Genomic DNA, 16680 nt, shown 5'->3' on the forward strand with positions numbered 1-16680 from the left:
CATGAGCCTTCTGACGATCAATGACCTGACGGTCGAATTCCCGACCCGCCGCCAATTGTTCACCGCTGTGGACCACGTGGACCTGTCTGTTGAGCCCGGTGAAATTCACGGGTTGGTGGGCGAATCCGGCGCGGGTAAATCCACAATCGGCGCTGCGATCATGGGCCTGCTGGACCGCCCCGGACGGATCGCAAGTGGCACCATCAAGCTGAGCGGCGATCAGATCAGCGGTCTGGACGCTGAGGCGATGCGTGGGTTGCGCGGCAAGAAGATCTCGATGATCTTTCAGGACCCGCTGACCTCGCTGAACCCATTGTTCACGGTGCGAGAGCAATTGGTTGAGACCATTCAGGCCCATCTGGGCGGTTCGGACGCCGAGGCCAACCAACGTGCGCGTGACCTGATCGACCGGGTGGGTATCCCCGACCCGGATACGCGGCTGGATCAGTATCCTCACCAATTCTCGGGCGGGATGCGGCAGCGTGTGGTGATTGCGCTGGCCTTGTGTACCGAACCGGATGTGATCATCGCGGATGAGCCGACCACGGCCCTCGATGTCTCGGTGCAGGCGCAGATTCTGGACCTGATCAAGGAACTGGCACGCGAACGGCAGGTGGGCGTTATCCTGATTACCCACGACATGGGCGTCATCGCCGATACGACCGACAAGGTGACGGTGATGTATGCGGGCAAGGTGGTGGAAACCGGACCAACGTCTCAGGTCATGGGCCAGCCCAGCCATGAATACACCAAATCGCTGATCGCTGCCGTGCCGCGCCCGACGCTGAAACTGCACCGCTTCCCGCAGATCAGCTATGGCGGGCGCGAGACCCGGTTCGCTATCGAGGACATGGCGCGCCACTGGCCCAAGGTGGACAATGACACCACCAAACCGGTGTTCGAAATCCGCAACCTGACCAAGAAGTTCCTGCAAAAGAAGGGCCTTTTGCCGTGGGACCGCACCTATTTCACTGCCGTGGACGAGGTCAGCTTTGACATTCGCGCGGGCGAGGTGTTTGGCGTCGTGGGCGAGTCGGGCTCGGGCAAGTCCACCGTTGCCCGGATGATTGCGGGGCTTTACCCGGTGGATGGCGGCACCATCACATTTGAGGGTCAGGTGGTCAGCGATCTGACCAACAAGGCCGCGCTGGATGCGTATCGCAAGAACATACAGATGATCTTTCAGGACCCGTATTCTTCGCTCAACCCCCGGATGCGGGTGGATGAGATCGTGGCTGAACCGATCCGCCATCACCGCCTGATGGAAGGCAATGACGTAAAGCGCCGCGTAGATGAGTTGCTGGATCAGGTTGGGCTGGGCCACGAGGCCGGGTTGAAATATCCGCACGAATTCTCGGGTGGGCAGCGGCAGCGGATTTCGATAGCGCGTGCACTGGCCACACAGCCTCGATTCCTGATCTGTGATGAACCGACCAGCGCACTGGATGTGTCCATTCAGGCACAAATCCTGAACATCCTGAAAGATTTGCAGGAACATCTGGGCCTCACGCTGCTGTTCATCAGCCACGACCTGCCGGTGGTGCGTCAGATGTGCGACCGGGTTGCGGTGATGAAACAGGGCAAGGTGGTCGAACTGCAAGAGACCAACGACCTGTTTGCCAACCCGCAGACCGACTATGCCCGCGAGTTGTTGCGCCTGATGCCCAAGCTGGATGATCTGTCGACCGAGGGACTAAGCGCCGAGGTGTAATGCCGCCTTTTCGTGCTTATGCGTGAACATAAGTATTAATTTTGTTAACCATTGCAGACTCATGCGGGTTTGTTGTGCTAGGACTGTCTCTGAAGTTGGGGGCTTCAGAGGGGCGACATGTCTCAGGACCTTAGGGACTGGCTCGGCGCGCTTGGACTTTCCGAATACGCGCAAGCCTTTTTGGATAACAAAATTGATTTCGCTATTTTGCCCGATCTGACGGGCGAAGACCTGATCGAAATCGGAGTGACCGCCGTCGGAGACCGCCGCAGGCTGCTGCGCGCGATTGCCGAGCTTGAAACTGTTGAAACCGTTCAACCTTATGAACCCGAAACACCGCTGGAGCCCGCCAAACGGCAGGTTACAGTCATGTTCGCTGACCTCACCGGATTTACAAAGCTGACCAGTGAACTGGATGCCGAGGACATGCACGCGCTGCTCAACGCGTTCTTTGCCAAGGTCGATCACGTGGTCGAAAAGTTTGGTGGTCGCATCGACAAGCATATCGGTGACGCGGTTATGGCCGTATTCGGTGCGCCGATTTCCCATACCAATGACACCGAACGGGCGGCCCGCGCGGCGCTGGAAATTCATTCCGTCCTGCCCAGCCTGAACCCACCGCTGTCCTGCCATATCGGCATCGCCTCGGGGCAGGTCATCGCCAGCACAACGGGCAGCCAAGCGCATACGGAATACACGGTGACCGGCGATGGTGTGAACCTGGCCTCGCGCATCACCGACATGGCCGTTCCGGGCGAGACGTTGGTTTCCCACGACATTCAGCGCGCATTAGGGCCGCTTTTTGTTGGCAAGTCCATGGGCGAGAAGGCGATCAAGGGGCTGAACGAACCGGTCGAACTGTGGCGATTGGACCGCATGGCCCGCAACATCCGATCGCGGCGGCACCGCTTTGTCGGGCGCGAGCGCGAGATGTCGCTATTCTCGGCCACTTTCGAGCGGTGCAAGCAGCACGGCAAAGGCGAGGTGCACATCGTTCTGGGTGAACCGGGGATCGGTAAGACGCATCTTTCCGAGCAGGTGGCCGAGATGGCGGATGGTCTGGGCTATTCGATCCATAACGGTGTGGTCATGGATTTCGGCACGCGCGAGGGGCACTCGGCCATTCAATCCGTTGCCCGTGGCATTCTTGGGCTGGAGCCGATAGATGACGCGGCCACCTGCGCCGAAATAGCGAAACAGGCGGTTGCAAAGGGCTGGGTCTCGCCCTCGAACGCGGCCCATCTGACCGCGCTTCTTGAGCTTGAGCAAGACCCCGGCCTGGCCGAAGTTTACGCGGTTATGGACAACGCAACCCGTCTGCGTGGGCGACGGCAGGTGATTGATGAATTGATCGCAGCCCGCAGCCGCGAAGCGCCCATGCTGATCCAGATTGAAGATATTCACTGGGCCGCCCCCGAAATTCTGACGGCCTGCGCCCATATCGCGGCCACCACGCGGGATTTACCTTGTGTGCTGCTGATGACCAGCCGTGTCGAAGGCGACCCGATTGATCGGGAATGGCAGATGGGCACGGATGGGGCGCTGGTTTCAAAGCTGGAACTGGCGCCTATGGGCGACGATCAGGCCCGCAAACTTGTCGAGGAATTCACCGGTATAGACCCTGAATTACTAGATGCCTGCGTCCAGCGCGCGGGGGGAAACCCGCTGTTTTTGGAGCAGCTTCTGCGCAATATCGATGTGCTGAAACGGGAATCCGTTCCTGGCAGCATTCAGGGCATTGTTCAGTCGCGACTGGATGCTCTGGACCGGTCCAGCCGGGCGGCGATTCAGGCGGCATCGGTGCTGGGACAGCGATTCTCGCCCGAGGTGTTGAACTTTCTGCTGGGCGAAGGGCATCTGGATACTTCGACCCTGATCCGCTCGGCCCTGATCCGCGAGGCAGGAACCGATCTTATGTTTGCCCACGCGCTGATCCGCGACGGGTCTTATGCAACGCTGGTGAAATCCGAACGCGCGCGGCTGCACCGGCAGGCGGCAAAGTGGTTCGAGGATCGCGACGCCACTCTGCGAGCGCAGCATCTGGATCGGGCGGGTGCGACCAACGCAGCACAAGCCTATCTGGAAGCTGCTGAGAAGCTGATTCAAGCCTTTCAATTTGATGAGGCCAGCCCCTTGATCGAACGGGCGCTGGAATTGCCCGCCCCGTCCGGGGTGCGGTTTGATCTGTTCTGTGCCCGTGGTGAAACGCATCGCTTGCAAGGGTTGTCGGATGACGCCTTGCGCGAATTCAAAGAGGCCGCAGATTTGGCCGAAACGGACGAACAAGTCTGCCGTGCCCATATCGGGCTGGCGCAAGCAGCGCGTCAGGCCAGCCTTTACAGCGAAGCACTGGATAGCCTTGAACAGGCAGAGATCGCGGCGGAGCGCACCGGATCAGAACGAGATGTCGCGCAGATCAACTACGTACGGGGCAATGTGTACTTCCCGCTGGGCCGGGTTGAAGACGCGTTGAAAAGCAACGAAAAGGCTCTAACACTGGCCCGCAAGCTGGAATCAGCGCGGTTGGAGGTTGGGGCGCTCAGTGGGTTTGGTGATGCCAATTTCATGAATGCCACGATGCGCACGGCGGCCGGGTTTTATACGCAGGCCATGGAACGCGCGCGGGAAAAAGGCCTGGTCCGCGATCTGGCGGCAAACCTGCATAACCTTAGCGTGGCGCGCAGCTATACCGGTGATGTGGCGCAAGGAAAGCTGGACGCGCAAGAAGCCATCGAAGTTTCTCAGAAGTACTTTGCCTTTGTCCCGGAATGTGTGGCGCAGACCTGTCTGGGGGTGGCGCACACGTTTCTGGGCGAATTGGATCAGGCGTTGGAGACATTTACCCTTTCGGCAGACATCGCCAACCGGGTAGGAGCCAAACGGCTTGAGGCACAGGCGCTGGAGCATCTGGCTCGTACACAGGTCTATGCAGCTCAGCCCGATCAGGCCCATAAGACAGGTCAGCGCGCTGTCGACATTGCGCTGGAACATGGCCGGAATTTTGTGGGGCCAAAGGCGCTGTCGGCTCTGGCCATGGCTGAAACAGACCCTAACAAACAGGATCGGCACCTGAAATTGGGTGCTCAGATCATTGCGGAAGGCTGTGTGGGCCATAGTCATCTGCATTTCTACCCCGATGCCTGTGCGGTCATGCTGGCGCGGCAAGAATGGGACAGGGCCGTTGAGTATGCCGACGCGTTGGCAAAGTTCACTGCGGATGAGCCTCTGCCGATGGTGGATCTGTCGATTCAGCACACCAAGGTACTGGCCGCGTGTGGCGGCTGGGGTATCCCCATGAGCGCACATGAGGACTTTGAGGCGCTGTGTGCAAAATTCGCCGAAATGGGCATCACCCAGTCTCTGGTCGGGCGGTTGAACTAGGCAGGGGTCGGTATGAGTATCGAAAAGAAGGTTTGGTTGATTTCCGGTGCTCTGACGTTTGGTCTGGCTGTCCTGCTGTTCAGACTTCTGGTCGCGCTGAACCATTTTGAGGGCGATCCGACGCAGCTGCCCGATCAGGCCGCAGTCGATGATTACCTGCAAAGGCTGGGTAACGCGCCCGAGTATCAGGTGAGGACCGGTATTTTTATAAAATCCTTCAGTTTTGTCGGCGCCAGCGACGTGCATGTCAGTGGCTATATCTGGCAGCACTACGAAGACGGCATCCATAATGCGATCAAACTTGCCGAAGGCGAGGTGGGGTTCATCCTGCCCGAGGCCACCGACGCCGCAAATGGGCTGATCGAAGAGGTTTATCGCCTGGATCAGGACGGATCGGAGCTGATTGGCTGGTATTTTGAACAAACCCTGCGCCAGAGTTTCAATTACACCAGCTATCCGTTTGACCACAAAACCGTCTGGGTGCGGTTCTGGCCAGGAGAATTCGACGTAGATGTGGCTCTAATTCCCGACTTTACGGCCTACCCCGCCACGGGACCCGACGATATTTTTGGCATAGACCCCCGCATCGTCATGGGCACATGGGAGCGTGAGAATACCTATTTTGACTATCGCCAGTCCGATCTGGGAACTACGCTGGGTATTGTGGGCAACGAGTTCCAAACCAAATTACCCGAGCTGCATTATAACTTTGTCATCAAGCGCAATTTCGGAAATGCCTTCATCGTTCATATGATCCCGTTGATCGTGGTGACCATGCTGCTGTTTGGGGCTGTGATGACCGTCACCCGCCGCCCCGATCTGGTTGAACGCCACGATTTCAGCACGTCCAGCGTGATCGGCACCTGCTCGGTCCTGTTCTTCGTGATCCTGCTGGCTCATGTGCAACTGCGCGAAGGCTTTGCCGGATCGCCGGTGATATACATGGAGTCGTTCTTTTTCCTGATGTATTTCCTGCTGCTGGCGGTCTCGGTGAACACCTATCTTTTCGCCTCCGAGGCAGTGCCGTCGCTGCGCTTCATTCACTATAGAGACAACCTGATCCCAAAAGCCGCGTTCTGGCCCTTTGTCCTGCTGTGCATGGTGGTGATCACGGCCTACAATTTAAGCCTAAAGGCTGATCCCGCTGCTGACGCCGTGATCGAGATGCAGAACTAAAAGTCTATAGGTTTAAATTCCAAACGATCCACGCCCATCAATGCCAATTGCGATACTGGGCGGCAGTGTTTTGGAACGCATTCTGCCATTCATAATTCTGTCTTGAAAGGACACTAGAAGCCGCCAAGTCGAAAACTTGAAAGGTTTCACAATGTTTAAATCGCTGGCTTGTAACGTTGCAGTTTCAACAGCTCTACTTGCATCGCCTCTTTTGGCAGATGAAGTAAACCAACATAATTCACTCGGTTACGCCGTGGCTTGGAAACAAACCGCCGCCGAATATCGTGCCTTGTATTATCAGGGCTTCAACGTCGCCAAGATGCACGTGGACGCCGCCCTGAACGATCATAAGGACGGTGACAAGCCGCTGGCCATCGTTTCTGACCTTGATGACACTCTGGTCCATCCGTTGGAATACTGGGGGCGGCTTGTGCAGGATGGCGAGGAATTTTTTAATGATCCCCTCTGGGACAGCTGGATTCCGACCAATGGCATGGTGCCTACGCCGGGTTCCAAAGAATTCCTGGACTATGCCGCCGCAAATGACGTGGAGATTTTCTATATCACGTCGCGAAACCAGGGAGAGCCGACCTGGGAATTTGCCAAGCAAAACATCCTCGCCATGGGTTTCCCTTGGTCGGATGATGAGCACCTGACTGTGCTGACCGACACGTCCAACAAGGAAAAGCGTCAGGACGAGATTTTGCAGGAGTACGATGTGGTCGTCTTTCTTGGCGACAGCCTGAACGATTTCCGTCGCAAGTACTACATCAAGGGTGATGTAGACGGGCGCATTGCTGCAATGGAGGAAGACAAAGACAAGTTCGGAGCAGAGTACGTTATTTTCCCGAACCCGACGGACGGTCATTGGATCGCTGCGATCTATGGCGAGTCTGAGCCTCCTGCAAGCGACGAGAATCGTGCAAAACTTATTGGTGCCGCGACAACACGCGCGTGGGACGGCGAATAACTTCAATCAGCACGAGCTGAGTGAAAGCCCCCCTCCCGGATTGGCGATGAGCAATCACAACCGGTTTGGGAGGGGGGATTTCTATCCGATATTCGCGCAGCCCAAAAACAAACTGCGCGGCATTCCTTGAGTAGGTCTAGGCCGGTGGGTGATAACCCGGTTTGGGCGTTCCCGTGGCCATATCCAGGGTGTATTCGGCCACTATACCGGAAGTGCCCTGTTCCCATTGATCCAGATACTTGGTGGGATGCGCGATCACATAGGTGTAGGCAGGTTTTTTGACGCCATCGATCAGCACCTTGATCCTTTTGCGCACATACACATTCTCGGGCGAGCCGGGACCGTGGTAGCCTTCAAGCTGATCCAGTTCTTTCAACCCGGTGGACGAGACGCGATAGACCTCACCCCTTACCGGTTCGCCCCGGCCTTTCTGGTCGACCAGTGTGGCCATGCGGTGCAGGAAGCCGCAATTTGGATTGTCGCAATGCGGCTCATGCGGAACAATCAAGGGCATGCGCTGGCGCGTCACCGCCTCACCCACGAAATCATCCAGAACCTCGGCATGTGCATCGTGGTTGGGGAATCCCTTTTTCAACGACCCATAGGTGAAATAGAGATAGGTTTTTTCCCGATCCTCGATCAGGGCGTCTTCGTCCTCTTCCTCGATTTCGGTCAGGGTATGGGTGTTGGCCCAGTCGTCCAGCATTGCCCGTATATCCTTTGAAACTTTTACGTTTTGGGCGTTTTGCAGGAAGTGGATACAGGAACTGGCGTCGATATCCTTGGCGCCCAGCAGGACTTTTACCATCTCGGCCGAGTTGTTCATCACCGCCACATGCAGGCTGGTAAAGCCGTGGTCATTGGTGGCGTTGACGTTGATGCCCCGATCGATCAGTGCTTGCGCGGCTTCAAGGTCAGGCTTGCCAAGGTCTTGGCCGTTCTCGTGCAGTTCTCCTTCGCCACCGGCGGCGTAGTGCAGCAGCGTGTCGCCATCGCTGTCGTCGACAATGTCGATTCCCGCCATGCCGCTGTCGATGGCCTGGAACACCCGATTCCACTGCGCAAATTCATCCGAGGCGGCGGCCTCTTGCGCCCATTTGCAGATATTGTGCTCTTGATCGGCCAACTCTTCGAAGGCTTCATCCAGAACTTCCATGATCTGGTCCGGGGTCGCCATCATGCCAATCCCCATCATGCCATTGGACAGCCGCCCCTTGCGCGGGCCGACCAGATCAATCCCAAGATCACGCAGTTTCTCGACATTGTTCTGGGTGGTGACGTTGTTCCACATATTGGTGTTGCACGCCGGGCAGAGGATCACCGGCTTGTTCCGGTACTGCCACGCCACAAAGACCGAGGTCAGCAGGTTATCGGCAATACCGTTGGCGATCTTGCCCATCGTGTTGCAGGTCACCGGGGCGACGATCACGCAATCGGCCCAGTCGCACAGCGCTAGATGCGAGGCGCGTAGGGGCATTCCGAATTCGGTGTACCGAAAGTTCCATTCGTCATCGTCGCGGTAATAGTCGTGATGCGCGATATAGTCCTCGATCTTTTTGGGCCGGGTTTTCTTGATATTTCCGGTCTCCTCCTCGACTTCGATGTCGCGAAAGAATTTTTCGGCAGATACCGATGGGATAAGCTTGACGTTGTGGCCCGCATCCTTAATCCGCTTGACCAGATCCGGCACCTTGTCCGCTGCCGAAGACCCGCAGGCGCAGAGCAGCACGTTGCGCTTTTCACTGGGCGCGTCCGTCAGGCCGCCCTTGGGATACCCGAAGATGTTCTTGTCCAGGCTGGGGGATTCATGGCGCAGCAGAACCGGCAATCCGGCCTTTTTGACCTTCTTCTGAAAACTGCCATCCAATACTGAGTCAACGATATCCTTGCGCCGCCCTAGACACTCGCCCTGGAAAAACAGGTAAGGTGGCTTTTCCTTGCCGGTCATCACCGTGAGCTGCCGCCGCATCTTCATCACGTTGGCACCGCTGCCTTCGATGTCGATCAGACGCGCGGTTGTAATGCCGATATTGTTCAACATACTGCGCAGCATATATGACCAAGGGTCCTCGTCCGCGTAGAACAGGACGATCTCATTGCGTGCCACGATGCGGACCACGTCTGTTGGGTCCTCGGGCGGCTCGCGTTCTTCGATTACCAGCATGGCCGGGTTCTTGAGGTCACGCAGGCCGCGGAAAATATGCTCGCGCGGGGCCTGCCAGACCTGCGAGGTGGCGGGGCTCATGTCCACCACCGTTACCAGATCGGTTTCTTCGTCATAAGCGATACACAGGCACCAGAACTCTTCCAACAGCGCGGTTTCGCGGTACACGTTTTCTGGCGGGCGGATAACTTCGAACCCCAGCACGCGGTTAAAGTCGATATTGATCATCAGGTGACGATCTTCCTGTGTGTTCAGGCTTTGCAACTGATCGCGGAACCAATCTTTGGGCGCGTTGCTTGCCCTGTTATTGCGCGTGGCAAAGCTTTGGAACGTACTGCCCAGATGAACATCGGGCGACTGGCTGAGATAGCGCTGCGCCAACGCGTGCATTTCTTTTGCTGTCGACACGCGGCTAAGCGCGTCGGTGAAATCGGTTTGCGTTGCGATCAGCAGCTTGTCTTCGTCGACCTGCGCGTCGCCCAGGATTGCAAGGCTTTCGGCCAGTACCCCCAGCGAGTTCATGTTCGGGCTGGCCCGCCGGAACAGGTTGCGCCGTTTCTTGGGGTCTTTGGCCAGATACTGTGTGCTGTCCACATAGTTGCAGTCCTGCTGCAGCGTCTGCAGGTTGGTTTTCACCGCCTCACGGGCCGAGAACCGCAGGATGCCCCGCGACCGCATCGACGTGCCGTCGCGGTCCGACATTCCGGCCCAGATACGATCTACGGTGGTGACCCACAGCTTGCCGTATTTTTCGGGATGCACATCCATCATGTGGACCAATCCGGTGCTTGGGTTGCATTTGGCGATGATGGCAAAATGCCCGCCCGGCATGTTCGGTTTGCCATGAGCAACGCCGACCTGAAAATTCGCCACCAGAATATCGTTGTCGCCACCCAGCCGGTTGGATTCGTCAATGGCCTCAAGCAGCAACTCGACCGAGGTTGTTGCCTCATCCATGAAATAGGCTTGGACCTGCACCTTCTCGCGCAGGCCCTGCGAGTGAATAAAGGTGCAGGCAACGTCATAGAGCTCACCCAGCGAAATGCCGTCATTCACCACAAACGAGGTCGGCAGGGCGCATTCACGAAAGATATCGTTGACCTCACAGCTGAACCCCAACGCCGACATGCTGAGTGCCGCCGCTGTTACGCTGCAGCAGTTGATGGGTTGCTGAAAGTTCTGCAGATGAACGCTGACCAGATCGCCGAACAGAGTTGAATAGCACCCCTCGCGGATTTTCACCGGAATTTCGAACCACTGGTTGCTGGACAGGTAGGCCAGCCGGGTGCCAGCCGTAGCCAGTGCCTCGAGGCTGACGGGAATATCGAAAATCTCAAGATGTTCTTCGTAGAAATAGTCGCCGGTATCAGCGGTGGCCAGAACCGTGTCGTCCTGACGTAAATGAACAACGCCACTAAGGACCACATACATGCCATTTGATGGCAGAACCGTATCCTCGGCCACCTCGAAACATTCAAAATGCGGCTGGATATTGGAAGGATCATCTGCTGGCAGGATGTCATGTATCAGCGCCCAGTCCGCTTGGGTCGGGTCATAAGAAATTGTGTTTTCAATCGGATCTTTAGGCACGTCTGTTCCCCCCTGAACTTCACCGTGAATGTGATCAAAGAACCAACGCTGTGTTGTGCTGCATGCGTCAGGCCGTGTTCGGTCAAACAGAATTCCATGACCGGCCCGACGGGGCATTCTGCGCTGGCCGGGCCGAACGGCCGCAGGAATTGGTGCGAACAAATTGGCCCAATTGACCACACCGTATATTATTTGGGCGCAAAAATCACCGACAGTGTTGATTTGATTGAACGAGTTTCAACCGCGCATTCAATTGAGCGAAGCCGCTGTTGGACTGTTTCTCTGACGAATAGCCAAAAAAACCGACGATATGACAAAACTATCCGTGATTTCGTCAAAATGCCCTCTGCGGATCGAACAGCCTGCGCGCCATAATCTCAATAAACGAAATAGGAGGCGTGTTTTGAGCTGGAACATATGTGTCATAGGCGCGGGCAAAATCGGTCAGATGATCGCCAGCCTGTTGCAGTCATCTTCGAACTATTCGGTCACTGTGGCCGATCGTGACTTGGCGGCTTTGGCGGTGCTGAACAAGCAAGGAATCGCAACCCGGCAGATTGATGTCGGAGATGAAGGCCAGCTTACACAAGGGCTGACCGGGTTTGACGCCGTGATCTCGGCCGCTCCGTTCTTTCTGACGCCGAAGATAGCCAAAGCCGCCAAATCGGCAGGCGCGCATTATTTTGACCTGACCGAAGATGTGGCCGCCACCAATGTTGTGCGCGAATTGGCCCAAGACAGCGACACCGCCTTCATGCCGCAATGCGGTCTGGCACCGGGGTTTGTCGGCATTGCCGGGGCGTCACTGGCGTCTGAGTTTGACGATTTGGACAGCCTGCACATGCGGGTAGGGGCTTTGCCGCTCTATCCGACCAATGCGTTGAAATACAATCTGACATGGTCGACGGACGGGCTGATCAACGAATACTGCAATCCCTGCGATGCCATCGTGAATGGCGAACGGGTCAAAACCGCGCCGCTGGAAGATTACGAAGTGCTGGGCCATGATGGTGTGGAATATGAATGCTTCAACACGTCGGGCGGGCTCGGCACGCTGCCTGAAACGTTGGAGGGCAAGGCGCGGGCGGTGTCCTATCGCTCGATCCGCTATCCGGGGCATTGCGACATCCTGAAACTGTTGCTCAAGGATCTGGGGCTGGAACGCCGCCGCGACCTGCTGAAGGATATATTCGAGACCGCACTGCCGCGCACCGATCAGGATGTGGTTCTGGTCTATTGCACCGCAAAGGGCACGATCGACGGGGCCCTGCGTGAGAAATCTCTGATCAACAAAAGCTTTGCCCGCACGATCAAAGGACAGGTCTGGAGCGCCATTCAGGTGACCACCGCCGCAGGTGTTTTGGGCGTGGTTGATCTGATGCGAACCGGGGGGCTGCCCACAAAAGGGTTTGTCCGGCAAGAGCAGGTAAACCTGTCCGATTTCCTGAATACCGAATTTGGCCGGCTCTATCGGGCTGGCGATGTAACCGAACAGAACAAGGCGGCATGAGATATGAAAGACATCGTGATGACTGCGCAAACCACCCTTGCAAACCTGGACCTGACCGAGGCCGAACTGACTGGCGGCACCCTCAAAGTGACGTCCCCGATCGACGGGTCTGTGTTGGCCGAACTGCATGAGACGCCAGCCGCCGAAATGGAGGCCGTTTTCGCCAATGCGAAAGCCGCGTTCAAAGCGTGGCGCACTGTGCCTGCCCCGCGTCGGGGTGAGTTGATCCGCCTGTTGGGTGAGGAACTGCGCGCCGCCAAAGACGACTTGGGCGCGCTGGTCAGTTGGGAAGCCGGTAAGATCACGTCCGAAGGTCTGGGCGAAGTGCAGGAGATGATCGACATCTGTGACTTTGCCGTTGGCCTGTCGCGGCAGCTTTACGGCCTGACCATTGCTTCGGAGCGTCCCGGCCACCGGATGATGGAAACCTGGCACCCGGCGGGTCCGGTCGGTGTGATCTCTGCCTTCAACTTCCCTGTGGCGGTCTGGTCATGGAACGCCGCGCTGGCGTTAGTCTGCGGTGATCCGGTCATATGGAAACCGTCAGAAAAGACCCCGCTGACCGCGATGGCCTGCCAGAAGATTTTCGAACGCGCGCTGGCGCGGTTTGGCGATGCGCCCGATCACCTGTTGCAAACGCTGATCGGTGGGGCCGCGCTGGGCGAGGCGCTGGTGGCGAGCGAGGACGTGCCGGTGATCTCTGCCACGGGTTCAACCCGCATGGGCCGCGCCGTGGCCCCCATTGTGGCGCAGCGTTTTGGTAAGTGCATACTGGAACTGGGCGGCAACAACGCCATGATCGTTGGCCCATCGGCTGATCTGGAAATGGCAGTGCGGGCGATTGTATTCTCGGCCGTTGGCACTGCCGGTCAGCGTTGTACGACGTTGCGCCGTCTGATCGTGCATAACTCGATCCGCGCGGAACTGGTGAGCCGTTTGAAAAAGGCTTATGCTGGTCTGCCCATTGGCGACCCGCTGGCCGAGGGCACATTGATCGGCCCGCTGGTGGATGAAGCCTCGGGTGCTGCAATGACCGCCGCGTTGGAGGCCGCGAAGGCCGAAGGTGGTACTGTATTCGGAGGCAACCGCGTGACCGAGGGCGTCCCGGCGGGCGTCTATATGGCTCCCGCAATCGTCGAAATGCCTGGTCAGACCGCAGTGGTGAAGACCGAAACCTTCGCCCCGATCCTCTACGTCATGGGCTATGACGATTTCAACGACGCGATTGAAATGCAGAATGACGTGCCGCAGGGTCTGTCCTCTTGTGTGTTTACTCTGAACATGCGTGAGGCTGAGCAATTCCTGACCGCAGCGGGTTCTGATTGCGGCATCGCCAACGTCAATATCGGGCCTTCGGGGGCCGAGATCGGCGGTGCATTTGGCGGAGAAAAGGAAACTGGCGGCGGGCGCGAAAGCGGCTCGGACGCGTGGAAGGCTTACATGCGACGCCAGACCAATACTGTGAATTACTCCGCCGAGCTGCCTCTGGCGCAAGGTGTGAAATTCGACATCTGAGCGAACAGCCCGGCGGCGCCAAAGGGTGCCGCCGGATCAATCCGCGAACAGGTAATCCAGCCGCATGACGGCCTGTGCTTTGTCTCGTGAAACGCCCAGAAACTCGGCAACGGCGGCTTCGTTTTCAACGCGTGGATTGCGTTCTCGGATACGCAAGTATCCGTCTAGCCCCGCCCCTCGGATCAGCTCAGACTCATAGGCCATAGAATTCCGCAGTGTCGGCACCAGACGCGCAACAGTCTCAGTCGGAGTGTTTTCCCCGGCCAGACCGACCCGGCGCGCGTGACCGATCAGATAATCGTCGGTGTATTCACATTCGATTTCAAGCACATGGGCCTTGGCTTGGTCTGAGCAGAAATCCTGAATGATATCCAGATTGGCCGGATCTACGCAGATCGCCAGCCTGTCGGTTTCAAAATGCTCAAACAGCATCCGCACAACGGCACGTCGGTGGCGCGAACGCTTGGTCAATTTGGTTTCGATCCCACCCAGATCAGGCAGGGGCGTGTCTTCTTCGTTGAACAGGTATTCGACACAGGGAATATCTGTTTCGGACACGATCTGATCGACCAGTCGCTTGGCCACATGCCATTTCTTGCAGGCAATGATAAAGATCTCACGCTCGGGGCCCAGCGTATTCCCAGCCTCCCAAAAGCGTTGACCGAAACGGCGACCAACCCGCCCGCGCCCGGTCAGGAAGCCATAGAGGTTGCGCCCTTCGTCCGAGATTTTGAACTCGACCCCTTCGCTGGCGTAGAGCTTGCCCAGCCGTTCTTTCAACTCATGTGCTTCGGAGCTGATCTTGCGCGCAAACAGGTAGTCCTGCCCCAACAGCATGTCGTAGTGGTCGTTGTAAAAGGTCACCGGCATCCCATAGTCCGAGAACATCAGGAAGGTCGGGGTGCGGTTTTCAATTTCTTGCTTCGGGATCAGATGGCGAACGAGTGTCTGAAAGAACGTCTCATCAGGAATCCAGGTGGTCGAGAAAAAGCGGACCACATCCGGGCGCTGTTTCAGGAAGTCCAGAATCATCTCAACCGTACGTCGGCGTAAACACCACCACTGGCTTCCGATCATAATCTGTAAGTCGGCTGGAATCTTGCGCGTTAGGTTAAGGCGTTTCTGCAAGTCGTAAGACGCATAGAACAATCGGCTGTGGGTGCGCTCGTTAAAGAAATGCCGATAGATCAGCCGGTCTTCTTTCATTCCCGTCTTGATCCAGTTGCTGGCAAAGAAATCGTGGCTCTCGACGAAGTCTTTTTCGTTCTGATCCAGAAACCAATGGGCATATTCGGCTGTTTTGATCGCCATGCAATCGCCAGACAGCATGTAGAAATGGGTGGCTCGGGGAAAGGCATCCACGGCGGCCTGCAACGCGTTCAGTGTTGCCTGCACCAAAGACCATTCGCCCCAGCCGCATTTGATGCGCTTTGCGGCAAAGGTCACGTTCGGGTTGTCCTTCAGAGCAGATCGAATACGACCGTAAGCCTCTGCGCTGGCGCGGGCGTCAAAGTGAATTGCCATGCAGTCGCCTGCGGCCGTAAGCTGCTCGGCCTGCGCGATGATCGCGTCAGGGTCTTTATGGCATAGTAGAATATAGGCAATCCTTGCCATAGTGTCTCTTTGATACCCGTTTCTGCCTGTGTCCAACCCTGATACTGAGGATGAGCGATTGAATAAACAGAATATTTTTGGTTCTTTGGCTACAAAAGCGAGCGTGTGTAGCGAGTTCTAACCCGTTGAGGAGGCGCAATAGATGGGTTTTCCTGGTACCTGGATGACCGAAAGCGAAAGCATGGTTTACCGTGTGGTGCCGAAATGTGCCTGCTCGACCATAGGGCAGATCATGTATTACTCGGATCACGGGCATTTCTTTGACGGTGACATCCATGACGCTCAGGACGGGATGCACAAATGGGCCTTTGACGACAGTCAGGACCCGATTGCCCAAAATGTCCGGGATCACAGCTCGTACGCGTTTACCTGCGTGCGTAACCCGTACACACGTATCCTGAGTTCGTTTTTTGACAAAATTTGCGGCATCCAGCGCAACGGTAAACGCTATCGTGGGAATCTGGTGCCGACGCTGATCTACAATTACGGAATCGAAGTTGGTGGGGATGACGGCCAAGGCGAGTTTGACCAGATCGCCAGCTTCCGTAGGTTTCTGTTATTCGCTCGGGACACGATCCGGTGGCGCAGACCCATGGATCCTGACATTCACTGGTCGGCTATGTCCGGTCACATTTCCACATTTATCGTCAACGGCGGCCGATATGACCGCATCTTTTGGACTGAACAATTTAACGATGGGATGCAGGGTGTTCTGGACAATCTGGACACGCCTCACGCCGTTGATTTGTCCGAAATCCCGAGGTTCAACGAGTCAGAAGGACACGGACCCAAACGCGCGCATCCCGTTGAAGACTATTTCGACGATTTATCGATGCATCTTGTGTACGAAATCTACAAACAGGATTTCGAACTGTTCAAATACGACTTCGAGAACCCAGCAAACAAGATGCCGATTGGCGAAATCGATCTGGACGAAGTCCACGCCAAGCTGGGCGACTAATCCGCAAAGTAGGCGCTCCCGCCCATTGTCAATGTCTCTGACGAGACATCTGCTCTGGTTGGGCCCGGCGCCGCGCATTGCGCGGCGC

Annotated in this window: 9 protein-coding genes; 7 read left to right on the forward strand and 2 right to left on the reverse strand. The window is 56.9% G+C overall.

The genetic code is table 11. From position 1 onward, the window contains the following. The first annotated feature begins 1 nt into the window (after position 1). From ACR0LN_RS22185 to ACR0LN_RS22200, 4 genes are all read left to right on the forward strand, one after another. Positions 2-1711 (forward strand): ABC transporter ATP-binding protein, encoded by a 1710-nt coding sequence (locus ACR0LN_RS22185; protein ID WP_480432788.1) that lies wholly within the window; start codon positions 2-4, stop codon positions 1709-1711. A 117-nt stretch (positions 1712-1828) separates the two neighbouring features. Next, positions 1829-5092 (forward strand): adenylate/guanylate cyclase domain-containing protein, encoded by a 3264-nt coding sequence (locus ACR0LN_RS22190; RefSeq protein ID WP_480432789.1) that lies wholly within the window; start codon positions 1829-1831, stop codon positions 5090-5092. Between the two features lie 12 nt (positions 5093-5104). Then, positions 5105-6268 (forward strand): hypothetical protein, encoded by a 1164-nt coding sequence (locus tag ACR0LN_RS22195; protein ID WP_480432791.1) that lies wholly within the window; start codon positions 5105-5107, stop codon positions 6266-6268. 253 nt (positions 6269-6521) lie between these two features. Next, a complete protein-coding gene (locus ACR0LN_RS22200) occupies positions 6522-7238 on the forward strand; it encodes a 5'-nucleotidase, lipoprotein e(P4) family (protein WP_480432792.1) in 717 nt (238 codons plus the stop codon). 136 nt (positions 7239-7374) lie between these two features. Here the strand turns inward: ACR0LN_RS22200 and ACR0LN_RS22205 are convergent, their stop codons facing one another. Continuing rightward, on the reverse strand, positions 7375-10992 hold the full coding sequence (locus ACR0LN_RS22205) for a flavoprotein (RefSeq protein ID WP_480432794.1): 3618 nt from the start codon (positions 10990-10992) through the stop codon (positions 7375-7377). Between the two features lie 403 nt (positions 10993-11395). Here ACR0LN_RS22205 and ACR0LN_RS22210 point away from each other — a divergent pair, with 403 nt between their 5' ends. Further along, entirely contained in the window at positions 11396-12502 is a 1107-nt protein-coding gene (locus ACR0LN_RS22210; protein WP_480432796.1) for a saccharopine dehydrogenase family protein, read from the forward strand. 18 nt (positions 12503-12520) lie between these two features. Continuing rightward, positions 12521-14017, forward strand: coding sequence for an L-piperidine-6-carboxylate dehydrogenase (amaB, locus tag ACR0LN_RS22215; protein ID WP_480432800.1), 1497 nt, complete (start codon positions 12521-12523; stop codon positions 14015-14017). 36 nt (positions 14018-14053) lie between these two features. Here the strand turns inward: amaB and ACR0LN_RS22220 are convergent, their stop codons facing one another. After that, complete coding sequence (locus ACR0LN_RS22220) at positions 14054-15631, reverse strand: DUF5928 domain-containing protein (protein ID WP_480432798.1); 1578 nt, start codon at positions 15629-15631, stop codon at positions 14054-14056. Positions 15632-15773: 142 nt separating this feature from the next. Here ACR0LN_RS22220 and ACR0LN_RS22225 point away from each other — a divergent pair, with 142 nt between their 5' ends. Then, complete coding sequence (locus ACR0LN_RS22225) at positions 15774-16592, forward strand: sulfotransferase family protein (protein ID WP_480432799.1); 819 nt, start codon at positions 15774-15776, stop codon at positions 16590-16592. The last annotated feature ends 88 nt before the right edge of the window (positions 16593-16680 follow it).

This window comes from Ruegeria sp. AA6, from assembly GCF_056542865.1.